The following is a 19,826-nucleotide window of genomic DNA, read 5'->3' as shown; positions in this document are numbered from 1 at the left end:
AATCGTATACGATCTGGACGCAGTGGGAAAGGGTCAGTACCCGTCGCCGCGGCCCGCGTCGCTCCGACCGTCGATGAAGCGCTCCGCCAACTGCTCGGACGCGCGCGCGAGGAGCGACACGTCCGCACCGACGAGGACGAAGGACGCCCCGCGGTCGAGGTAGTGCTCGGCCACGACGGAGTCGAAGGCGTTCACGCCGGCCGGCTTCCCCGCGGCGGCGGCGGCATCGAGCACCCGCTCGACAGCGCTGACCACGGTGGGGTGCCCCTGCTGACCGAGCAGTCCGAGCGACGCCGAGAGGTCGGCCGGACCGACGAACACCGCGTCCACGCCGTCGACCGCGAGGATGTCCTCGACCTGCTCGACGGCCTCCGCCGACTCGATCTGCACCGTGAGCGACACCGAATCGTTCGCCTGCGCGAGGTAGTCGTCGATCCGGTTCCAGCGGGAGGACCTCGCGAGCGCGCTGCCGACCCCACGGACGCCCTGCGGCGGGTAGCGCACGGCCTGCACGAGCGCCGCCGCCTGCTCGGCCGACGACACCATGGGCACGATGAGGTTCTGCGCCCCGAGGTCGAGCACCTGCTTGATGACGACCGCGTCGCCGAACGGCACCCGCACCAGCGGACACACCGGGAAGGCGGCGACCACCTGCAGCTGCAGTTGGATGCTCTCCAGGGTGTTCGCCGAGTGCTCGCCGTCGACGAGGAGCAGGTCGAGGCCGCTGCCCGCAGCGATCTCCGCCGCAATCGGGCTCCCCGACACCACCCACATCCCGACGAGGGGTCGGTCCGCGGTGCGCAGGCGCTCGCCGAAGGTCGGCGGCAGGGTCATTCGAATCGGCATGTCACGGCTCCCAGTCCCTGGTATTCGGCGTGGACGGTGTCGCCCCGTTCGACCCACATCGGTCTCGTGAACGACCCCGACAGGATGATCTCCCCGGCGGCGAGACTCCCGCCGTGCTGGGCGAGCTTGCCCGCGAGCCACGCGACGCCGAGTGCCGGGTGCCCGAGGACGGCGCCGGCGACGCCCGACTCCTCGATGGTCTCGTTGCGGTAGAGCAGGGCCGAGACCCATCGCGGGTCGATCGCGTCGGGACGGACGGGCGTTCCGCCGAGCACCATGGCGCCGAGAGCCGCGTTGTCGGCGATGGTGTCGACGATCGTGCGACCGTCGAGTTCGATGTGGGAGTTGAGGACCTCGAGCGCGGGGACGATGTGGTCGGTCGCGTCGAGCACCTCGAAGATCGTGCAGTGCGGGCCCTGCAGCGGGCGTCCGAGGACGAACGCCAGCTCGACCTCCACGCGGACGTTGGAGTAGGCGTCGAAGTCGAGCGTCGCGCCCGAGTCGAAGACCTGGTCGTCGAGGATGACGCCGTAGTCGGGTTCGGTGATCCCGGTGGCCTGCTGCATCGCCTTCGAGGTGAGGCCGATCTTGTGGCCGACGACGCGCCGACCGGCGGCGATGCGGCGTTCGGCCCACAGCGCCTGCACGGCGTAGGAGTCCTCGACGGTCATGCCCGGGTGCCGGGCGGTGAGGAGGGGGATGACGCTCCGCTCCTCGTGCGCCACCGCCAGTTCGTCGGCGATCGCCTGTCGTTCGTGATCCTGCATCGCGTCCCGTCCTCATCTGCGTCGACTGCGGCCTGCGATCACGATACGGTGCGTCGTCGTCGACTGCCTCTTGCGCGGTGAGCATGATTGTATACGATGTGGTGTACATTCTGGCGGTCCAATGGCGGGCCGCGAAGGACAAAGGGGTCTCGAGACAATGACAACCGCATCACTGGCGCGAGCGACGACGCCCGCGGAACTCCGGCGCGTGGCCTTCGCCACCGTCATCGGCACCACGGTCGAGTGGTACGACTTCTTCCTCTACGCGAGCGCCGCCGGACTCGTCTTCTCGCAGCTCTTCTTCCAGCCGGCGGGACCGCAGGCCGCGCTGTTGCTGTCGTTCGCGACCGTCGGTGTGAGCTTCCTGTTCCGGCCGCTCGGCGCGTTCGTCGCCGGGCACTTCGGCGATCGCATCGGCCGGAAGAAGATGCTCGTCATCACGCTCTTCCTCATGGGAGCTGCCACGACGCTCATCGGTCTGCTGCCGACCTACGACCAGATCGGGATCATCGCCCCCGCCCTGCTCGTGCTCCTCCGCATCCTGCAGGGGCTGTCCACCGGCGGCGAGTGGGGCGGCGCCGTCCTCATGGCGGTCGAGCACGCTCCCACCGGCCGCCGCGGCCGGTTCGGGGCGTTCCCGCAGATCGGCGTCCCGATCGGACTCCTCCTCGCCTCCGGCATGCTCGCCCTCATGACGGGCGTGATCTCGCCCGGCGCGGCGTTCCTCGAGTGGGGCTGGCGGATCCCGTTCCTGCTGAGCTTCGTCCTGATCATCGTCGGCTACGTCGTGCGCCGGAAGGTAGACGAGAGCCCCGTCTTCGTCGCCCTCGCCCGCAACAAGGAGCGTCGCCGGGTCCCGATCGTCGAGCTCTTCCGGCACCACTGGCTGCTCGTGCTGCTCGCGGCGCTCACCTTCGCCGGCAACAACGCCGCCGGCTACATGACGACGGGCGGCTACATCCAGAACTACGCGACGACGCCGCTCGCCGACGGCGGCCTGGTGGGCATGGAGCGGACACCGGTCCTGCTCGCGGTCACCGGGTCGGCCATCGTCTGGCTGATCGTCACGTGGTTCGCGGGCTCGCTCTCCGACCGGATCGGCCGACGCAACACCTACATCATCGGCTGGGTCGCGTTCCTGGCAACCGTCTTCGTGCTCTTCCCGCTCGTGAACACCGGTGACCCGTGGTTGTTGTTCCTCGGGCTCGCCCTGTTCACGATCGGCAACGGCTTCACCTACGGGCCGCAGGCGGCGTACTTCGCCGAGCTGTTCCCCGCGTCGATCCGGTACACGGGCGTCTCGGTCACCTACGCGATCGGCGCCATCCTCGGCGGCGCATTCGCTCCGACGATCGCGACCTGGTTGGTGCAGGTCACGGGGTCGTCGGCGAGCGTCGCGTTCTACATCGCCGGCATGATCGTGATCGCCTTCGCGGCGACCCTCCTCCTGCGCGACCGCACCGGCATCCCGCTCGGTGGCGAGGCGGAGGAGCAGCAGGGACGCGGCCAGGTCTACGGCACCCGGATGTAGGCGCGGTCAGACCGACGACGCGATGGTCGCGGCCCCCTCGATGAGGCGGGCCGCGATCTCGGTCTCGGGGCGGCTGCTGGAGACGTAGACGACCGCGAGGGCGCCTGCCGGCGAGCCGTGCGCCGAGAGCGGGGCGGCAACGGCGCGGAGGCCGGTGATGACCTCGTCGTGGCTCGACGCCCAGCCTTGTTCGCGGACCACCGCCAGCTCGGCACGGTGGTCGTCGTCGAGGGCGTCCGGCCACTGCGACTCCGACAGACGGGACGCGATGGCTTTGCCGGGCGCGCCGACACCGACCGGGTGCCGGGTGCCGGGTCGCTGCGCGATCGACCCCATCGTGTGCCGTGGCTCGACGCTGACGAGGGTGACGATCTCGTCGCCGTCCAGCACGGTGAGGAAGCAGGTCATGCCGAGCTCGTTCGCGATGGCCGTCAGCTCGGGCAGGGCGGCGGCCTGCAGGTCGTGGGAGACACCGGCGGCGAGGGCTGCCAGGCGCGATCCGAGTGCGATCCGTCCCGTACCGTCGCGGACGACCAGGCGGTGGTCTTCGAGCGTGCGCAGGAGCCGGTAGGTGACGCTCCGGTGCAGGCCGAGCGTCGCGCTCAGGGTGTCGATCGTCAGCGGGGTGCGCGCGTCGGCCAGGACCTCGAGGATCCGGATGCCGCGCGAGAGCGTCTGGGAGTGGGCGCTGCTGGCATCGGTCACGCTCCGACAGTACCGACTGACGGCCCGCGCGCCCGGAGTTCCGGTGCCTCAGTCGTCGATCGGGTAGGCGACGAAGGCGAACCGTGAGCTGTCGGGGGACCAGCTGTTCACGTTGAGGGTGCCCTGCCCGCCGAACAGTGGGTAGCGACGGAGCGGGGTCGCCCAGTCGTCGGTCGAGATGAGCCGGACCTCGACGTCGAGGTCGGCCGGGTGCCCGATCGTGCCGGCGGGGAAGGCGATGTACGAGGCCAGTCGGGCGTCGGGGGAGAGGTGCGGGAACCAGTCGACGGTGTCGCTCACGACGAGCTGCTCGAGCTCGCCGCCGCCGTCGGGGATCCGCGCGAGCTGCGCATGGCCGGGGCCGGTGCCGAAGTGCTCCGTGTTGCAGAACAGCCATCGGCCGTCGGGCGACCATTCCGGACCGTCGAGGTGGCCGTCGCCGGTGTCGAGGACGGTGACGGGGCCGCCGCCCTCGACCGCCGGAGCGATCGCGAGTCGACCGGGATGCTCGAAGCCCTCGAGCTCGACGTACGCGATCCGCGTGCCGTCGGGCGAAACGCCGTGGAGGAAGTGCCACCGGTCGTCGTCGGCGGTGAGCTTCGTGACCGGCCCGCCGGTGAGCGCGCCGCGGTAGATGTGACCGTCCATCGCCGAGAGGAGGATGTGCTCGCCGTCGGGGTCGAGGACGTGGTCGTTGTTGAGTTCGGGGAGGCCGTGGAACTCGATCGGCGCGAGCCCGGCGGTCGGATCGTCGACCGGGAGCGCCCAGAGCCGCCCGTTGCCGTTGAGGAGCAGCGTCCGGCCGTCGAGCGACCAGTTCGGTGCTTCGACGAGGAGCTCGTCGGTCTCGAAGAGGAGCACGGGCGCATCATCGTGCGGCCCGCCGAGCAGGATGCTGGAACGCTGGCCGGGGGCGAGGGCGCGGAAGGTCATGCGCCCATCGTCCTCCAGTCCGTCGTGATCCGGGAGGATCGTTCCTCCCGGATCACGATCCGACGGCTACTTGACGAGCGCGAACCCCGCGGTCCAGGAGATCTTCTCCGAGGCCGCCAGCGTGAGCTGCAGGAAGCCGATCGCCTCGAGTTCGTGGGCGCGCTTCAGCGACCCGGCGTCGACGGCCTCGAGGCCACCGGCGGTCACGAGCTGCTGCAGTGCGGCCTTGGCGTCGGCGTCGTCCCCGGCGATGAGGACCGTGGTGGCCACGTCGCCGACCTGCTTCGATGCGAGGGTCGCGGCGAAGTTCGTGTTGAAGGCCTTGAGGACGTGGGAGCTCGGGAGCTTCGCCTGCAGTTCCGCTGCAGCCGAGCTGCCCGCGGGGACGGTGAGGGCGTCGAAGGTCGAGAAGTCCAGGGGGTTGGTGATGTCGACGACGACCTTGCCCGCGAGCTGGTCGGCGTACTGCTCGACGATCGACGCGAGGGCCGGGTAGGGGACGGCGAGGACGACGACGTCGCCGGTGATCGTGCCGGTCTCGGCCGACCCGAGGTGGTCGACGGAGGCGCCGCCCGCTGCGAGGACACCGGCGATGGCGGTGCCCATGTTGCCGGTTCCGAAGATGGTGACGTTCGTCATGACGATGCTCCTTCTCGTGGCCGCCTGGTCACGGATCAATTGGTTGTTGGTACAACTAACGTAACACCGGTTAGTTGTAGGCGCAACTATTGCTAAGCTGGAGGCATGACCGACACGCGATGGCTGAGCGACGACGAGCAACGCTCCTGGGTGCGCTTCGCCGCGGTGCTCGAACTCCTGCCGGCCGCCCTCGACCTCCAGCTCACGCGGGACGAGCACCTGACGCACTTCGACTACTTCACGCTCGCAATGTTGTCCGAGACGCCGGACCGCACGCTGCGCACCTCGGCGCTCGCGGCCCGGACGAACGCGACGCTGCCCCGCTTGTCGCGGGTGCTGACGCGCTTGGAGGACGCCGGCTTCGTGGCGCGGACGCCGTGCCCGGAGGATCGACGGGCGACGAACGTGACGCTCACCGATGCGGGCTGGGACAAGGTCGTCCAGGCTGCGCCGGGCCACGTCGAGCACGTGCGATCCCTGGTCCTCGACGCACTGACGCCGGCGCAGATCGAGCAGCTCGGCGAGATCTCCGCCGCCCTCCTGACGAAGCTCGACCCCGACGGACGGATGTTCGCCAGCGAGGCCTGATCTCCGTCACCTGGGGGATTCGCGGCGCTCGAGGGCTGCGTAGCGTGGGGTTCGACGTCGTGGACACCACCGAGCGCGACGCGGATCGGAGCGAATGATGACCGGATCGACGCAGCCCGAACCTGCACCACACGGGGACGAGGTGCCCCAGGACGGTCCCGCCTCGGCGGAGCCCGAATCGACGCCACCGCCCACGTCGCTCAACGGTGGGACGACCTCCGTCTGGTACTTCGTCGGCGCCACGTTCCTTTTCGCCGGACCCCTGATCTTCGGTGTCGACGACTTCGGGTTCTTCCGGATCATCACCCTCGTCCTCGGGGCGGTCGTCATGGTCGCCGGGTTCGTCGTCCTGCGACGCGAGAGCACCAAGCGGTCCTGAGGGCGCTGACGCCGGGTCGATCCGCCAACCGTTCAATCGGCGGGCCGTTCAATCGGCGAGCCGTTCAATCGGCGAGGAAGGCCCTGATGCCGTCGAGCAGACGGTCGACGTCCTCGTCCGAGGTGTACGGGGCGACGCCGACGCGGAGGCCTCCGACGTCGTCGAGGCCCAGCGCCGCGAACGGCTCGACCGCGTAGAACGAGCCTGCCGGTGCGAGGACGTCGCGTGCGGCGAGGAAGGCGGCCGCGTCGGCTGCACGCCTGCCGGGGAACGTCATGAACAGCGTCGCCGTGCGCTCGGCGGCCCGCGAGTGCAGCTCGACGAGCGGGCCGAGCTCCGCAAGGGCATCCTCGATGCGGGTGCGCAGCGCGAGTTCGCGCTCGTGGACGGCTGCGGCGGAGGCGACGAGACGGTCCCGCCTCGTCGTGGCGTCACCGGGGTCGATCGACGCGAGCACGCCGATGGCCGCCGTCACGCCGGCCATGAGCTCGTAGGGCAGCGTGCCGAACTCGAAGCGCTCCGGCACCACGTTCGTCGACGGCAGCAGCTTGTCGGGGTGGATCGACTCGAGCAGCGCCGGCGACGCGGCGAGGACACCGCAGTGCGGCCCGAAGAACTTGTACGGCGAGCAGACGAAGAAGTCGGCACCGAGGGCCTCGACGTCGACGACGTGGTGGGCCGTGTAATGGACGCCGTCGACCCAGACGAGTGCGCCGACCGCGTGCGCCCGATCGGCGATCGTCCGCACCGGCGGGATGGTGCCGAGGAGGTTCGAAGCAGCGGTCACGGCGACGAGCCTCGTGCGTTCGGTGACGAGGTCGTCGAGGTCGGCGAGGTCGAGCTCGCCCGTCGCCGGGTCCAGGTCGATCCAGCGCACGGTCGCGCCCGTGCGGTCCGCCGCCTGCACCCACGGGCGCACGTTCGCGTCGTGGTCGAGTCGGGACAGGACGATCTCGTCGCCGGCGATCCAGCCGCGCGACAGATGCCTGGAGAAGTCGTACGTGAGCTGGGTCGCGCTGCGACCGTAGACGATGCCCCGCTCCTCTGCGGCGAGCAGGTCGGCGCACGCGGCGCGGAAAGCGGTCACGGCGTCGTCCGCCCGGCGCTCGGACGCGACCGACGAACCCCGGTTGGACAGTGGCCCGGTGAGGGTGTCGAGGATGGCCTGGCCGACGGCGAGCGGCGTCTGGGTGCCGCCGGGGCCGTCGAAGTGGGCGATGCCCGAGGCGAGGGACGGGAACGCGGTGCGGAGGAGGGCGACGTCGAGGGTCATACGTCCATCCTGCCGCGCCGGGAGCCAGAACGTGCGGATCGGGGGAGCGAGTGCGCCATCGCTTGATACAGTGCCGGTGTGTCCATGCTCATCGCTCCGCCCCGTGTCGGGCGTCTGGAGGTCGTCGGCGTCCGCAACGCCGGCCCGAGAGAGCGGTCCATCCGGTCGACCACCTCGCCCACCCGGTGAGGACGTCGGCTTCGTCAATCGCGCTCGTCCGAGCGACGACGACGGGGCCGCGCACCCTGACGTACCCGCCGCAGCGCATCGACGCGCGGAGGGTCTCTCCGCCGTCGCCACGACGGCCCAGCCGAAACCGGTGAACCCATGATCCCCCTGAACGAATCCCAGATCCGAGCCTCCTTCGTCAACGCGTCGCGCAAGGAGGTCAGTGACGTGAGCCTTCCCGTCGACCTCGACGCGATCGACTTCGAGGTGCGTGACTTCCTCGGGTGGCGCGACAAGAAGCTGCCGCGACGCGCGTACGTGGTCACGATCGTCGACGGCGAACCCGTCGGCATCCTCCTCCGACAGGCTGACGCGACACCCCGCACCCGGCCGCAGTGCGCGTGGTGCCAGGACATCACGCTCAGCAACGACGTCGTGTTCTACAGCGCGAAGCGGGCCGGGCAGGCCGGCAAGAACGGCGACACCGTCGGCACGCTCGTCTGCGCCGACTTCCAGTGCTCGGCCAACGTGCGGAAGCTGCCACCGCTCGCCTACGTCGGTTTCGACGCGGAGGCGGCCCGCCAGGAGCGCATCGCGACGCTCGGCGTCCGTGCCGCCTCCTTCGCCTCCTCGGTCCTGAACGGCGTCGGCTGACCCACTGAGTCGCCCGGATCTGCACAAGATCCAGTGATTCTCGTGCAGATTCGGGCGACTCAATGGCGGGTGAGGGCGGCGCGCACCGAGGCGACGACGGTGCGGAGGTCACGGAGATCGTCGGCCGTCAGCTCGATGACCGTCCAACCCGCGGCCCGCAGGCGGTTCGAGCGAGCGCGGTCCTTGCGCCACCGGTCGACCTCGACCCGGTGGTAGTCGCCCTGGTACTCGATGACGACCCGCGCTGCCCGGTGGCAGAGGTCGGCGCGCGCGAGGAACGAGCCGTTCGCCGCCCGGATCCCCTGATTCGGCTCGAACCCGGTGACGCCGCCGCGCGCCAGCGCGACGCGGACGATGGACTCGGGCGGCGATTCCGCGCGGTGATCGAGGAGGGGGAGTGCGGCGGCGATCGCGCGACGGCCGCGCCGACCCGGATAGTGGGCTGCTGTCTCCTCCAACTCGTCCAGGCCTGCGGTTCGAGTCCGAAGCAGGTGGTCGCCCGCTGCGACGAGATCGGCGAGAGGGAGCGTCGCGGCAAGGTCGAGCCAGGTTCGAACCGGACTCGTCAGTCGGATGTCGCCGCGGACGATCACGTCGTCCTGAGGATCGATCGTGATCGACCGACCGGCGATCCCGGCGGCGTGCGGAGCGCGGGCCGGCGCGGCCACGGCGAGGTCGAGGCGTTCGGGGGTGGAGAGGCGGTACGGAAGCGGCAGGCCGAGCAGGAGCGCGGCGGTCGGACCGCAGACGAAGACCTGGTCGGACAGGCGGTGGAGGAATGCGCGGCAGCGATCCTCGACCGTCTCCACCGGACGGGCGGACCGGATCCCGTGACCCGGCTTCTCGAGCCGACGACTGCGGAGTTCGCCCGGTGTCATCCCGCGGCGGAGCGCGTCGCCGACGAGGAACGGTCCGTCCGGAAGGTCAGGTGACATCCCCTCACTGTGCCTGCGCGGACCGGTTCTCTGCCCACGTTCTCCACAGCCCCACTGAGTCGCCCGGATCTGCACGAATTCCGGCCGGCTCCGCGCAGATTCGGGCGACTCAGGCGGGTGCTCCGTGGTTGGATCGATGCATGGGCGAGCACAGGGGTCACGAGCACCGACGTCAGCGGACACTCACCACCAGCGGATGGCACGACTTCTGGGCGAAGGGCGGGATCGGCCGGGCGTTCCTGTTGGCCATCGGCTACCTCGCCCTGTACCTCGGTGCGGGCTGGGTCGTCGGGCAGCTCTTCGGCTCGCAGATCGGCGAGGACCTCTTCGCGACCCCGCAGAGCGTGTTCTTCGGGCTCATGCTGCCGCTCATCGTCGGTTCCCTCATCCTGGCCGGGTTCGTGCTCTCGGTCGGCTGGTTCCGGGAGCTGTTCGCGAAGCAGCCGATCCGCGGACGCTGGTGGATGTGGGCCGCTCCGATCGTGATCCTCGCCGCGGTCGTCCTGCGGTTGCTCGGCATCGACTACGGGAGCTACGAGGGTTCTGTGGTCGTGGTCGCGATGCTGTCCGGCGTGTTCATCGGGTTCGCCGAGGAGATCCTGACCCGCGGACTGGTCGTGAAGATGCTGCGCGACGCCGGGAGTTCGGAGTGGATCGTGATGGTGATCTCCTCGCTGGTCTTCGCGCTGCTGCACGCCTCCAACCTCCTGTCGGGCCAACCCGTCGTGACCGTGCTCGTGACCGTCGTCTACACCTTCGGATTCGGCGTGTGCATGTACCTGACGCTCCGGGTGACCGGCAACCTCATCTGGCCGATCCTGATCCACGGACTCTACGACCCGACGCTCTTCCTCTCGACCGGTGGGATCGACCACGCGGGAACCGCCGCCGGTCAGAGCGTGTTCCTGGCGATCGCTGGTCCGGCCAACCTGCTCATCATGCTCGTGGCCGTGATCGGCTTGATCTTCGTCCGTGGACACGTGCAGGCCCACCCGGCCGACGACGTGCTGCGGCCGTAGGCCGAACGGGTCTCGTCGACCGGCCGCGAGTACGCTCGGACGGATGACCACCGCGCGGCAGTACCCGGCGACGATCGCCGCGCCGGTCGAGCACGAACTCGTGATCAAGAAGTCGCGCTTCCTCGGCCTCGCCCACCCGGTCGCGTCGCCGGAGGACGCGGAAGCGGTCATCGCGCGGGTGAAGAAGCAGGCGTGGGATGCGCGACACCACTGCGTCGCGATGGTCACCGGGCTGCTCGGCGACCAGGCCCGCTCGTCCGACGACGGTGAACCGTCCGGCACGGCGGGGATGCCGATCCTCGAGGTCATCCGGCGGCGCGAACTGACCGACGTGGTCGTCGTCGTCACACGGTACTTCGGCGGCGTCAAGCTCGGGGCCGGTGGGCTCGTCCGCGCGTACTCCTCGGCGGCCTCCGAGACGCTCGACCTCGCCGCGCTCGTGCGCCGTGAGACCCTGACCCGCGCGACCCTCGTCGTCCCCCACGCCGACGCCGGGCGGTACGACAACCTGCTGCGCGATTGGGCCGCTACCCACGGTGCGACGCTCGGTGAGCCGGTCTACGGCGCGCAGGCTGAGCTGGAACTGTGGGTGCCGCCGGCGGAGCTCGAGCGGCTCCAAGCGGACGTCGCTTCGGCCTCCAACGGTTCGCTCGTCGTGGCCGTCGGGGAGGAGCGCGTCGTCGACGTCCCCGCCGGCAGACCTCGCTGAGTCGCCCGGATCTGCGCGAAATCCGCCGGATTCTGAACAGATCCGGGCGACTCACGGGGACGGGCGATCCCGATAGGGTCGGACCATGCACACCGACGTGACCCGCATCGACGGGCTTCCCGACCTCGCCTGGACCTCGACCCGCGGAATCGCCGCGTTCGACGCCGATGCCGGAGCGCTCACCCTCACCTCCGCCGCCGGCGTCGACTGGAGCAACAGCTCGCTCGGTGGGCCGCGTGAGTTGCGTGCCACGGCGCTCGCCTTCGACGCACCCGAACACTTCACGCTCTCGGCGCGGATCGCGGTCGTGAGCGAGCGCAGCACCTTCGACGCCGGCGCCCTCGCACTCTGGATCGACGACGAGCACTGGGCCAAGCTCTGCTTCGAGCAGTCGCCGCAGGGGCAGGCGATGGTGGTGAGCGTCGTGACGAACACCTGGTCGGACGACGTGAACTCGACGCACGTCGCGGCCGACCACGTGTGGATGCGCGTCAGTCGTCTCGGTGAGGCGTGGGCGTTCCACAGCTCGACCGACGGCGTCACGTGGGACTTCGTCCGGGTCTTCCGTCTGCACAGCGACGCCCCGGTGCGCGTCGGCTTCCTCTCGCAGGCGCCGCTCGGTCCACCCTGCGAGGCGCGGTTCGACGAGATCGCCTTCGGAGCAGCACCCCCGACGGACCTCCGCGACGGGAGCTGACCGCCGCTGAGTCGCCCGGAAACGCACGGAAACCGGCGATGCGTGCGCAGTTCCGGGCGACTCAATGCAAGGGCGGCTTGACGGATCGGAACCTATCTTCCTATAGTGGCTCCATGGCACGCAGACGACCCGGCACGCTCTTCCCGCTCGAGCTCGACATCCTCGACGTCGGCACCGTGTTGCAGGCGACCGATGGGAGCTTCTACGGGTTCGCCCTCGCCAAGCAGCTCGCCGAAGCCGGGGATGCCGCCCTCACTGCGCACGGCACGCTCTACAAGGCCCTGTCGCGGATGGCGGACGCCGGCCTGATCGAGGCGACGTGGGAGGCTCCGGAGGTCGCCGAGGCGGAGGGCCGCCCCCGCCGACGGCTGTATCGGATCACGGGCGAAGGCGCGACGGCCCGGGATCGTGAGCACGCGAGGATCGCCGGCGAGGAGGCCTCCGCGGCGAGGCCGGCGGGTGCGGCGTGGACGCAGGGGGCGATCGTATGACCGCCATCCGGACGCCTGAATACCGCACGGCCGCCCACCGCGTCCTGAACTGGTGCGGGTGGTACACCCGAGACCTCTCGCCCGACGTCGCCGGGGAACGCCGCGACGAGATCGCCTCCGACCTGCACGAGCACGCCGTCTGGGCCCAGGAAACGGGCGTCACGCCACAGCGGCTCCGGCGCGACATCATGCTGCGGGCCATCCGCGGGATCCCGCACGACCTCTCGTGGCGCTCCGGGCAGTTGCGCGCGGGCCACGGCGTCGATCCGATGCCGCTCGGCATGCGGCGGGCCGGTGACGTCCTCGCCGCGCTCGTGGTGACCGGCGGCGTCCTGGTCACGGGAGCGGCATTGTTCCTCCTCGTCCGGATCCTGCGTGCTCTCGTCATCGGCGACGTCGTCGAGGTGCCGACGGGCGCGCTCGGTGTGGCGATCGCCGCAGTCCTGGGCATCGTGGGGCTCGCGCTGTCGCTGCGGCGACGCAGTCGATGGCTCGGCGCGGGGCTCCTGGCGCCCGCAGCGGTCCTCATCGGCGTGCTCGCGGGCGACATCATGTACCGCGTCAGCGCGACCGGCGTGCTCATCGTGTCCCGCCTGAGCTCGCACGGCGCCGGATTCGAACCGTGGTGGGTGATGAGCGTGGCGATCGGGGTCGGGGCGGCGCTCGGGTTCATCGGAGCCGCGGTGTGGTGGTGGCCGGGGGGTCGCCGAACGACCGAACGGGACGCAGTGGCGTCGATGCAGGGGGAGACGGTATGAGCGGCAGCGAGAGCCACGACGGGCCGGACGCGGCGCAGGAGGCGGCACCCGTCCGCCGGAGTCCTGGAATGCTCCGACGACGGATCGGGCTCGGCATCGCGATGAGCGGGGTGCTCGCGGTGGCGGCAGGCGGGGTGTTCATCGGGGTGTCGAACGCCCAGGCGGCGGCCGACGACGCCCGATCCCTCGAAGCGGTCGCCGAGGCCGCCGCGTCGCTCGACGACCTCCCGCCCGTCGAACCCGTGGTGCCCGCGGATCCCGCTGCCACGCCGGACGCTGGCGAACCCGTCTCGCCGGCGTCCGGAGTCGACTACTCGCAGACGCCGGAGGGCTGGTTCGACGCCACGACCGACCCGGCGGACATCCCACCCAGCTCCGAGCCGGGATTCCGTGACGGGATCTGGGAGGCACAACAGCAGATCATCGCGAAGTGCATGGCTGATCAGGGGTTCTGGTACGCCTGGACGAACGAACCCTCCAAGATCCTCGATCCACTCTTCGGCATGGTCATGTCGGAGTCGTCCGATGCGGCGTTCCTGGCCCGGTGGGGGACGAACCCCGACGATCAACCGTACGACTGGAAGCTCGCCGGCTGCCACGGCTACGCCGTCCACGTCACCGGGATGGACGACGCCCACTGACGCCGTTGATCGGCAGCGCCGGCGTCCGACGCCGGTGCTAGCGTCGCCCGCATGAGAATCCTGTTGATCGGAGCCAGTGGACATGTCGGACGAGCGGCGCAGGACGCCCTTGCGGAACGTCACGAGGTGATCGCGGTGTCCCGCTCGACGGCGCCTGCCGTCGACACCACCGACGAGGCGTCGATCGAGGCGCTGTTCGCCGAGGTGGGCGAGGTCGACGCGGTGATCGTCGCCGTCGGCTCGGTCCCGTTCAAGCCTGTGGGGGAGCTGACGCGCGACGACTACCGCGCGGCCTTCCTCGGCAAGGTGCTCAGCCAGCTCGACGTCGTGCGGATCGGGACGCCGTTCGTCCGCGACGGCGGCTCCTTCACGCTCACGACGGGCATCCTCGCCCGCGAGCCGATCGCGACCGGTGCGGCGGCCTCGATGGCCAATGGGGCGGTCGAGTCCTTCGTGATCGGTGTCGCCCCGGAACTCCCGCGCGGCATCCGCATCAACGCCGTCAGCCCCACGGTGCTCGCCGAGGCAACCGGGTACCACGACGCGTTCCCGGGCTTCCCGCCCGTCGCCTCCGACGTGGTCGGCCTCGCCTTCGTGCGCGCCATCGAGGGTGTCGGCACCGGTCGGGTGCTCGCGCTGGACTGAGCCGTCCCGGCACTCCCGAGGGGAGGCATGTCGTCGTCCGGCCGTCCGTCAGGCGACGATCCGCCTCCCCTCAGTCGCGCTCTCGACGCGGCCGACACCCAGCGCTAGGGTCGGCACCTGACCCGCTTCCTGCTGAGCATCGCCGTCAGTCTGCTGTCCTCGGCGATCGGGCTGCTCGTCGCGGACTGGGTCGTACCCGGCGTCCGCTTGTCGCTCGGCGGCTTCGTCATCGCCGTCGTCGTCTTCACGATCGCGCAGGGCGTCCTCGGGCCCTTCATCCTGCGCCTCGCACGGCGCTACGCCTCAGCGATCCTCGGCGGCATCGGACTCGTGACGACGCTCGTGTCGTTGTTCGTCGCGTCGATCCTCCCCGGCGGCCTCCACATCCGCGGTGTCCTCGCCTGGGTGCTCGCCCCGCTGGTGGTGTGGCTGGTCACGGCGCTCGGGAGCTGGATCCTCGGCTGGGCGCTCATCACGCGCCGGTTCGGCGACCGGGATCGCGATCGAGGTGGCAAGCGCACGAAGCGGTAGGCGGCGACGAAGCCCGGACGGAATCAGCGGCCGGCGGCCAAGGCGGCTGCCAGCTCGACGCGGCTCGCAACGCCGAGCTTCCGCAGGACGTTCGCGATGTGGAACTTCACGGTGTTCTCGCTGATGGTGAGGGTCTCGGCGATCGCCCGGTTCCGTGCTCCGCCGGCGGCCAGCTCGGCGACGCGCCATTCGCGCTCGGTCAACGCGGCGGCCGCCGAGTCGGAACGTGTCTGGGCTGCGGGCGGTGGGTCGAGCGGAAGCGTCACGTGCAGTTCCGAACCCCACCCGGGCGTCGCCTGGACATCGAGACTGCCGCGGAGTGCGGCGACGCGAGCGCCGAGCTGCTGCACACTCGGGGTGTCGACGGTCAACTCGCCGGGGCCGTCATCGCGGATGCCGATCAGCAAATTGCTGCCGTCGCAGTCCCACTGCACCCGGACCCGCCCGACCGAGGACTGCTCGACGAGCGCGAGGACCGTGCCGCGGACGATCGCCCGGCCGGCGTGCGCCACTTCACCGGGGAGTGCCCGACCGTCGACGGGCGGCTCGATGAACTGGACCTCGGGACCGCCGAAGCGGGCCAGCGGACGGAGATCCTCGCGGAGTCTGGCGAAGGCGCGCGCGACCGGTTCCTCGGCCAGTTGGCGGTCGCGGTCGGACACCGCCCGCAGCTCGACCATCGCGGCCGAGGCGATCTCGGTCACCGCCGTTCGGGCGTCCTCCGCCGACGTCTGCCGTGACCGGGTGACGGCGAGGATCGACTCCAGTGTCGTCGCATGGGCGTCGGTGAGTTCCGCGATGGCGCCGGCCCGCTCGCTCGACGCCGCCCGCGAGTCACGGAGGTAGTCGGGGGCCGCCGTCGCGACCTGCTGCCGGATACCGGCCGCGACGACCCCCCACAGGGCGCCGATGAGCCGGTCGTCGATCGACCCCTGTGGGTCGGTCAGGACGAGGAGGGCGCCGGTGTCGGCCAGCCACGCGGCGATCGGACGTTCCGCGCCTGCGATCACCGCCGATGTCGGCCGGTCGGCGTGTGGTCCGGTGTCAGCGGTCGCTGTGGTGACCGGGCCGCGCGGGGTGCGCTGTCGAACGGCGTCGAGCTCGGCGATCGTGACGCCCTCGACGATCGCGGGGTCGCCGGCCTTCTTCCGGGGGCGGCCGGTGCAGTCCTCGGTGAAGATCACGAGCGAGGAATGGGCGACGACCGGCTCGAGGACCTCCCGGAACGCACCGGCGATGCGGAGCAGCGAGCTGGATGCGACGGAGGCCAGGCCGTCGAGCAGCTCGACCGGGTAGGTGACAGGGCGTTCGATCATGTCCGCACCCTATCCCATCCGCCTCCTCCCACCCGTTCGGGTAGGTGAAACCGTTCGGCCGAGCAGCGGTGCACCTACCCGATCACGCCCAGGATGGAGGGATGTCGAACCCCACCGTCCCTCCATCCACGTCGGTGACGCCTGCGACCTCGACGGTCCAGGGGGCGCTCGCCGCGATCGACGCCGAGCTGCATCGGACCGTGTCGAGCCTGCTCGAGGCCGATCCGGTCCCGTTCGCCGGAGCACTCGAGCGCCTGCGAACGGCGGACCGCGTGTTCGTGTCCGGTGCCGGTCGTTCTGGTCTCGCGCTCCGCATGACCGCGATGCGGCTCATGCACCTCGGGCTCACCGTCCACGTCGTCGGCGAGACGACGACCCCCGCCATCGTCGCGGGTGACGTCATCCTCGTCGCCAGCGGCTCCGGCACGACGACGGGTGTGGTCCGCGCCGCGGAAACGGCCGTCTCCGTCGGGGCCCAGGTGATCGCCATCACGACCGACCCCGCATCCCCGCTTGCCGAGCTGGCCGCCGAGACGATCGTCGTCCCCGCCGCGCAGAAGACCGACCACGGCGGCACGCGTTCCGTGCAGTACTCGGGCAGCCTCTTCGAGCAGGCGGTCATGCTGCTCGGCGACGCGTTCTTCCATGCGCTCTGGCAGTCGGACGGTGTCAGTGCCGAGGAGCTGTGGCCGCGCCACGCGAACCTCGAGTAGTAGCTCCGATCTTTTCCAACGCGCCCGGCAGACGTCGGACGCCTCCCATCACGACAGAAAGCAGCACCACATGAAGCTCCAGGTAGCCATGGACGTCCTCACCACCGAGGCAGCCCTCGAACTCGCCGGGAAAGTCGCGCCCTACGTCGACATCCTCGAGCTCGGCACGCCCCTCATCAAGAGCGAGGGCCTGCGTGCCGTCACCGCGGTCAAGGACGCCCACCCCGACAAGATCGTGTTCGCCGACCTCAAGACCATGGACGCCGGTGAGCTCGAAGCCGACATCGCTTTCTCCGCCGGTGCGGACATCGTCACCGTCCTCGGGACCGCAGGTGACAGCACGATCGTCGGCGCCGTGAAGGCCGCGAAGGCGCACGGCAAGTCCGTCGTCGTCGACCTCATCGGGGTCGCCGACAAGGTGCAGCGCGCCAAGGAGGTCACCGCTCTCGGCGCCGCGTTCGTCGAGATGCACGCCGGTCTCGACGAGCAGGCGGAGGAGGGCTTCACCTTCCAGACGCTCCTGTCCGACGGTGAAGCGGCCGCGGTGCCGTTCTCGGTCGCCGGTGGCGTGAACGTGTCGACGATCGCGTCGGTGCAGCAGGCGGGCGCGCAGGTCGCGGTCGCCGGTGGGGCGATCTACTCGGCCGACGACCCGGCGGCCTCCGCAGCAGCACTGCGCGCGGCAATCGTCGCCTAACCCCCTCCGCCAACCCCGCACCCGTCGGGTTGGCCAGCGCGGTGCGCTGACGTGAGCGCGGTGCATCGGACGTGAGCGCGGGTCTCCAGAGACCCGCGCTCACGGCTCCGGGGCGCGCTCGGGTCAGCGCACCGCGCTGGCGTCTCGGGTGGGTCGGCTGGGTGAAGTCCGAACATCGGACGGGATTCGGGTGCGACGCGGCATACTGGGCGGATCACCACGCGACGCTCGTCGGATGAGCGCGCAGCCGAGTACCCGAAGGATCCGCCGATGACGACCGATTCCAGCCCCGAGCAGCCCATCGCACAGACGACCTCGGGAGCGGTCCGCGGCACGCGCCGCGCCGACGGGTCGGTCGCCTTCCTCGGCGTCCCGTTCGCCGAGCCGCCGATCGGAGCGAGACGGTTCCAGGCCCCCGAGCCCAGGGCGCCCTGGGACGGTGTCCTCGACGCGACCGCCTACGGTGCGACACCGCAGCGGAAGGCCATGGCCGAGATCACGACGATCCCGGAACCCTCGATCCCCGGCGACTCGACGCTCAACGTCAACGTCTTCACACCCGACCCGACTCCGACCGACGAGGGCGCCGGCCTGCCCGTCCTCGTCTGGATCCACGGCGGCGGCTTCATCGCCGGGTCGCCCGCGAGCCCCTGGTACGACGGCCGGGCCTTCAACCGCGACGGCGTCGTCACGGTCTCGGTGTCCTACCGCCTCGGCTTCGACGGCTTCGGCTGGCTGCCCGACGCCCCTGCCAACCGCGGCGTGCTCGACTGGATCCTCGCGCTCGAGTGGGTGCACGACAACATCGCGGCGTTCGGTGGTGACCCGCAGCGGGTCACGATCGCCGGCCAGTCCGCCGGCGGCGGGTCCGTCATGACCCTGCTCACGGTCCCGTCAGCCAGGCACCTGTTCGAGCGGGCGATCTCGGTGTCCGGAGTGCCCGGCGACGTCCCGCTCGTCGAGGCGCAGGCCCTGACCGCGCGACTCGCCGAGCACCTCGGGGTGCCCGCGACCCTGGCCGGCTTCGCGAGCGTCCCGGAGGCGACGCTGATCGAGGCCCAGGGCTTCGAGGTCGTCCCCGGTGGGGCGACCGATCCGGAGTCCGTGCTCCGAGGGATGACGACGATGAACGGCCGCCTCGGTCTCGGGCCGGTGGTCGACGGCGAGCTGGTCGTCGACACCGTCGAAGCCGGCATGATCGCGGGACGAGGTGCGGACAAGCCGTTGCTCGTCAGCGCGACCCGAGAGGAGTTCGCCGGGTTCTTCACCGGTCGGCTCGACGAGTTCGACGCCGTGGCGCCGACGCGTGCCCTCGAGCTCATGGGTGTGCCGGAGCCGCTCGCCGATGCGTACGTCGCGACCCAGCCCGGCGAACGCACGGGAGTCGTCGCGGGTCGCTTCGTGAGCGACGTCATGTTCCGGGAGCGCGTCATCCGCTGGCTGGCGCTGCGGGACGACGCCGAGACCTGGGTCTCCGACTTCGTGTGGCGCTCGGCGGTGAGCGGGATCGCGGAGCACTGCCTCGACGTCCCGTTCATCTTCGACGTGCTCGACGACCCGGACGTCACCCGGGTGGCGGGCTCGCATGCGCCGCAGGAGCTGGCTGATCGGGTTCACGGCGCGGTCGTGGCGTTCGTCCGAGACGGGTCACCGGGCTGGGCGAGGTCCGACCGCGACGCCTCCAGGATCGAGGTGTTCGACGCAGCCGGAGCACCGGCGGTCGAACCGTTCGCGAGTGCACGCGTCCTCGCAGCGGCGAAGCGACTCGCGGAAGCGGCATCGACACCGTCCTGACGGACCCGGGCACCCGGCTCGTAGGACGAATCGGACCGTTCTGCCAGGGGGTGTGGCTGTGAGGCGTCCCGCGTTACCGTCGGGACACGAGGAAAGGAATCAGCATGAGCGACCCACGAGACGAGATGGACGACCCGATCGGCGACGCGCAGGAGGCGATATCCCGATCGCTGCCCGACAACGCTCCCGAGAGCGACGATCCGATGGCGGCACCGACGGTCGACGAGCCGGGCTCCGAGCCCGGCGACGGTGACCCCGCCGACCAGCCGGGCCTCCTCTAGCGCGGCTCGCCGGGGACGGTCTTCGGCTCGGGAATCCCTGGTCAGCGCGGTGCTGTCGACCGAGCTGTGGTGATTCGGTGCCAGCGCGGTGCGCTGGCCCGAACACGCGGGATCAG

The 19,826-nt window shown here is 70.6% G+C and carries 24 protein-coding genes; 16 read left to right on the top strand and 8 right to left on the bottom strand.

Annotated features, from left to right (window positions below; translation table 11 throughout):
- Positions 1-33: 33 nt before the first annotated feature.
- Together AC4PMY_RS06460 and AC4PMY_RS06455 are read right to left on the bottom strand one after the other, a co-directional pair.
- The gene (locus AC4PMY_RS06460; protein WP_491622252.1) at positions 34-846 is read right to left on the bottom strand and encodes an HpcH/HpaI aldolase family protein; all 813 of its coding nucleotides are present in this window, start codon (positions 844-846) and stop codon (positions 34-36) included.
- Complete coding sequence (locus AC4PMY_RS06455; RefSeq protein WP_491622251.1) at positions 831-1,613, bottom strand: 2-keto-4-pentenoate hydratase; 783 nt, start codon at positions 1,611-1,613, stop codon at positions 831-833. Before AC4PMY_RS06455 ends, AC4PMY_RS06460 begins: the two co-directional genes overlap by 16 nt.
- 157 nt (positions 1,614-1,770) lie before the next feature.
- On the opposite strand from AC4PMY_RS06455, the gene AC4PMY_RS06450 reads away from it, so the two are divergent.
- Positions 1,771-3,144, top strand: coding sequence for an MFS transporter (locus AC4PMY_RS06450; protein WP_491622250.1), 1,374 nt, complete (start codon positions 1,771-1,773; stop codon positions 3,142-3,144).
- Between the two features lie 6 nt (positions 3,145-3,150).
- Here the strand turns inward: AC4PMY_RS06450 and AC4PMY_RS06445 are convergent, their stop codons facing one another.
- From AC4PMY_RS06445 to AC4PMY_RS06435, 3 genes are all read right to left on the bottom strand, one after another.
- Positions 3,151-3,849: an IclR family transcriptional regulator gene (locus tag AC4PMY_RS06445; protein WP_491622249.1), complete on the bottom strand. Its 699-nt coding sequence runs from the start codon at positions 3,847-3,849 to the stop codon at positions 3,151-3,153.
- 48 nt (positions 3,850-3,897) lie between these two features.
- On the bottom strand, positions 3,898-4,782 hold the full coding sequence (locus AC4PMY_RS06440) for a TolB family protein (protein ID WP_491622248.1): 885 nt from the start codon (positions 4,780-4,782) through the stop codon (positions 3,898-3,900).
- A gap of 66 nt (positions 4,783-4,848) precedes the next feature.
- Entirely contained in the window at positions 4,849-5,421 is a 573-nt protein-coding gene (locus AC4PMY_RS06435; protein ID WP_491622247.1) for an NADPH-dependent F420 reductase, read from the bottom strand.
- Positions 5,422-5,526: 105 nt separating this feature from the next.
- On the opposite strand from AC4PMY_RS06435, the gene AC4PMY_RS06430 reads away from it, so the two are divergent.
- Together AC4PMY_RS06430 and AC4PMY_RS06425 are read left to right on the top strand one after the other, a co-directional pair.
- Positions 5,527-6,009 carry a MarR family winged helix-turn-helix transcriptional regulator gene (locus AC4PMY_RS06430; protein WP_071261795.1) on the top strand — a complete coding sequence of 161 codons (483 nt, stop codon included), beginning with the start codon at positions 5,527-5,529 and terminating at the stop codon, positions 6,007-6,009.
- A 97-nt stretch (positions 6,010-6,106) separates the two neighbouring features.
- On the top strand, positions 6,107-6,388 hold the full coding sequence (locus AC4PMY_RS06425; RefSeq protein WP_139205460.1) for a hypothetical protein: 282 nt from the start codon (positions 6,107-6,109) through the stop codon (positions 6,386-6,388).
- Between the two features lie 64 nt (positions 6,389-6,452).
- Here AC4PMY_RS06425 and AC4PMY_RS06420 read toward each other — a convergent pair whose 3' ends face one another.
- The gene (locus AC4PMY_RS06420) at positions 6,453-7,661 is read right to left on the bottom strand and encodes a cysteine desulfurase-like protein (RefSeq protein WP_175117057.1); all 1,209 of its coding nucleotides are present in this window, start codon (positions 7,659-7,661) and stop codon (positions 6,453-6,455) included.
- A gap of 327 nt (positions 7,662-7,988) precedes the next feature.
- Between AC4PMY_RS06420 and AC4PMY_RS06415 the strand changes: the two genes are divergently transcribed.
- Positions 7,989-8,483 (top strand): FBP domain-containing protein, encoded by a 495-nt coding sequence (locus tag AC4PMY_RS06415; protein WP_079003820.1) that lies wholly within the window; start codon positions 7,989-7,991, stop codon positions 8,481-8,483.
- A 59-nt stretch (positions 8,484-8,542) separates the two neighbouring features.
- Here AC4PMY_RS06415 and AC4PMY_RS06410 read toward each other — a convergent pair whose 3' ends face one another.
- Positions 8,543-9,418 (bottom strand): endonuclease domain-containing protein, encoded by an 876-nt coding sequence (locus AC4PMY_RS06410; RefSeq protein ID WP_491622246.1) that lies wholly within the window; start codon positions 9,416-9,418, stop codon positions 8,543-8,545.
- Between the two features lie 140 nt (positions 9,419-9,558).
- On the opposite strand from AC4PMY_RS06410, the gene AC4PMY_RS06405 reads away from it, so the two are divergent.
- The 8 genes from AC4PMY_RS06405 (at position 9,559) to AC4PMY_RS06370 (ending at position 14,909) form a co-directional block, all read left to right on the top strand.
- Positions 9,559-10,437, top strand: coding sequence for a CPBP family intramembrane glutamic endopeptidase (locus tag AC4PMY_RS06405; RefSeq protein WP_071261800.1), 879 nt, complete (start codon positions 9,559-9,561; stop codon positions 10,435-10,437).
- Positions 10,438-10,480: 43 nt separating this feature from the next.
- Positions 10,481-11,146: an IMPACT family protein gene (locus tag AC4PMY_RS06400; RefSeq protein ID WP_071261802.1), complete on the top strand. Its 666-nt coding sequence runs from the start codon at positions 10,481-10,483 to the stop codon at positions 11,144-11,146.
- An 85-nt stretch (positions 11,147-11,231) separates the two neighbouring features.
- Entirely contained in the window at positions 11,232-11,843 is a 612-nt protein-coding gene (locus AC4PMY_RS06395; protein ID WP_064297117.1) for a DUF1349 domain-containing protein, read from the top strand.
- Between the two features lie 113 nt (positions 11,844-11,956).
- On the top strand, positions 11,957-12,334 hold the full coding sequence (locus tag AC4PMY_RS06390; protein WP_491622245.1) for a PadR family transcriptional regulator: 378 nt from the start codon (positions 11,957-11,959) through the stop codon (positions 12,332-12,334).
- Entirely contained in the window at positions 12,331-13,092 is a 762-nt protein-coding gene (locus AC4PMY_RS06385) for a hypothetical protein (RefSeq protein ID WP_491622244.1), read from the top strand. The genes AC4PMY_RS06390 and AC4PMY_RS06385 overlap by 4 nt, the downstream gene beginning before the upstream one ends.
- Positions 13,089-13,733: a hypothetical protein gene (locus tag AC4PMY_RS06380; RefSeq protein ID WP_491622243.1), complete on the top strand. Its 645-nt coding sequence runs from the start codon at positions 13,089-13,091 to the stop codon at positions 13,731-13,733. The genes AC4PMY_RS06385 and AC4PMY_RS06380 overlap by 4 nt, the downstream gene beginning before the upstream one ends.
- A gap of 51 nt (positions 13,734-13,784) precedes the next feature.
- The gene (locus AC4PMY_RS06375) at positions 13,785-14,378 is read left to right on the top strand and encodes a short chain dehydrogenase (RefSeq protein ID WP_064297121.1); all 594 of its coding nucleotides are present in this window, start codon (positions 13,785-13,787) and stop codon (positions 14,376-14,378) included.
- Positions 14,379-14,495: 117 nt separating this feature from the next.
- Positions 14,496-14,909: a phage holin family protein gene (locus AC4PMY_RS06370; protein ID WP_064297122.1), complete on the top strand. Its 414-nt coding sequence runs from the start codon at positions 14,496-14,498 to the stop codon at positions 14,907-14,909.
- 23 nt (positions 14,910-14,932) lie between these two features.
- Here the strand turns inward: AC4PMY_RS06370 and AC4PMY_RS06365 are convergent, their stop codons facing one another.
- Positions 14,933-16,225, bottom strand: a complete 1,293-nt coding sequence (locus tag AC4PMY_RS06365; protein ID WP_491622242.1) for a helix-turn-helix transcriptional regulator — start codon at positions 16,223-16,225, stop codon at positions 14,933-14,935.
- Between the two features lie 101 nt (positions 16,226-16,326).
- Between AC4PMY_RS06365 and hxlB the strand changes: the two genes are divergently transcribed.
- The 4 genes from hxlB to AC4PMY_RS06345 all read left to right on the top strand — a co-directional run bounded on the left by hxlB (position 16,327) and on the right by AC4PMY_RS06345 (position 19,710).
- Positions 16,327-16,938: a 6-phospho-3-hexuloisomerase gene (gene hxlB / locus AC4PMY_RS06360; RefSeq protein ID WP_491622241.1), complete on the top strand. Its 612-nt coding sequence runs from the start codon at positions 16,327-16,329 to the stop codon at positions 16,936-16,938.
- A 70-nt stretch (positions 16,939-17,008) separates the two neighbouring features.
- Positions 17,009-17,635: a 3-hexulose-6-phosphate synthase gene (gene hxlA, locus AC4PMY_RS06355; RefSeq protein ID WP_064297125.1), complete on the top strand. Its 627-nt coding sequence runs from the start codon at positions 17,009-17,011 to the stop codon at positions 17,633-17,635.
- Positions 17,636-17,905: 270 nt separating this feature from the next.
- Positions 17,906-19,429 (top strand): carboxylesterase/lipase family protein, encoded by a 1,524-nt coding sequence (locus AC4PMY_RS06350; RefSeq protein ID WP_491622240.1) that lies wholly within the window; start codon positions 17,906-17,908, stop codon positions 19,427-19,429.
- 104 nt (positions 19,430-19,533) lie between these two features.
- Positions 19,534-19,710 (top strand): hypothetical protein, encoded by a 177-nt coding sequence (locus tag AC4PMY_RS06345; protein WP_157583609.1) that lies wholly within the window; start codon positions 19,534-19,536, stop codon positions 19,708-19,710.
- Positions 19,711-19,826: the final 116 nt, after the last annotated feature.

The organism is Plantibacter sp. MDV22-iso1, assembly GCF_058408345.1.
This window is presented reverse-complemented; position numbering and strand designations above follow the sequence as displayed.

Excerpts from the sequence above, each read along its gene's own strand:
- AC4PMY_RS06390 (WP_491622245.1), top strand. The coding sequence starts at position 11,957 with ATGGCACGCAGACGACCCGGCACGCTCTTCCCGCTCGAGCTCGACATC.
- AC4PMY_RS06415 (WP_079003820.1), top strand. The coding sequence starts at position 7,989 with ATGATCCCCCTGAACGAATCCCAGATCCGAGCCTCCTTCGTCAACGCG.
- AC4PMY_RS06425 (WP_139205460.1), top strand. The coding sequence starts at position 6,107 with ATGACCGGATCGACGCAGCCCGAACCTGCACCACACGGGGACGAGGTG.
- AC4PMY_RS06365 (WP_491622242.1), bottom strand. The coding sequence starts at position 16,225 with ATGATCGAACGCCCTGTCACCTACCCGGTCGAGCTGCTCGACGGCCTG.
- AC4PMY_RS06350 (WP_491622240.1), top strand. The coding sequence starts at position 17,906 with ATGACGACCGATTCCAGCCCCGAGCAGCCCATCGCACAGACGACCTCG.
- AC4PMY_RS06450 (WP_491622250.1), top strand. The coding sequence starts at position 1,771 with ATGACAACCGCATCACTGGCGCGAGCGACGACGCCCGCGGAACTCCGG.
- AC4PMY_RS06405 (WP_071261800.1), top strand. The coding sequence starts at position 9,559 with ATGGGCGAGCACAGGGGTCACGAGCACCGACGTCAGCGGACACTCACC.
- AC4PMY_RS06380 (WP_491622243.1), top strand. The coding sequence starts at position 13,089 with ATGAGCGGCAGCGAGAGCCACGACGGGCCGGACGCGGCGCAGGAGGCG.
- AC4PMY_RS06420 (WP_175117057.1), bottom strand. The coding sequence starts at position 7,661 with ATGACCCTCGACGTCGCCCTCCTCCGCACCGCGTTCCCGTCCCTCGCC.
- AC4PMY_RS06395 (WP_064297117.1), top strand. The coding sequence starts at position 11,232 with ATGCACACCGACGTGACCCGCATCGACGGGCTTCCCGACCTCGCCTGG.
- AC4PMY_RS06375 (WP_064297121.1), top strand. The coding sequence starts at position 13,785 with ATGAGAATCCTGTTGATCGGAGCCAGTGGACATGTCGGACGAGCGGCG.
- AC4PMY_RS06430 (WP_071261795.1), top strand. The coding sequence starts at position 5,527 with ATGACCGACACGCGATGGCTGAGCGACGACGAGCAACGCTCCTGGGTG.
- AC4PMY_RS06435 (WP_491622247.1), bottom strand. The coding sequence starts at position 5,421 with ATGACGAACGTCACCATCTTCGGAACCGGCAACATGGGCACCGCCATC.
- AC4PMY_RS06410 (WP_491622246.1), bottom strand. The coding sequence starts at position 9,418 with ATGTCACCTGACCTTCCGGACGGACCGTTCCTCGTCGGCGACGCGCTC.
- AC4PMY_RS06440 (WP_491622248.1), bottom strand. The coding sequence starts at position 4,782 with ATGACCTTCCGCGCCCTCGCCCCCGGCCAGCGTTCCAGCATCCTGCTC.
- AC4PMY_RS06455 (WP_491622251.1), bottom strand. The coding sequence starts at position 1,613 with ATGCAGGATCACGAACGACAGGCGATCGCCGACGAACTGGCGGTGGCG.
- AC4PMY_RS06400 (WP_071261802.1), top strand. The coding sequence starts at position 10,481 with ATGACCACCGCGCGGCAGTACCCGGCGACGATCGCCGCGCCGGTCGAG.
- AC4PMY_RS06345 (WP_157583609.1), top strand. The coding sequence starts at position 19,534 with ATGAGCGACCCACGAGACGAGATGGACGACCCGATCGGCGACGCGCAG.
- AC4PMY_RS06460 (WP_491622252.1), bottom strand. The coding sequence starts at position 846 with ATGCCGATTCGAATGACCCTGCCGCCGACCTTCGGCGAGCGCCTGCGC.
- hxlA (WP_064297125.1), top strand. The coding sequence starts at position 17,009 with ATGAAGCTCCAGGTAGCCATGGACGTCCTCACCACCGAGGCAGCCCTC.
- AC4PMY_RS06385 (WP_491622244.1), top strand. The coding sequence starts at position 12,331 with ATGACCGCCATCCGGACGCCTGAATACCGCACGGCCGCCCACCGCGTC.
- hxlB (WP_491622241.1), top strand. The coding sequence starts at position 16,327 with ATGTCGAACCCCACCGTCCCTCCATCCACGTCGGTGACGCCTGCGACC.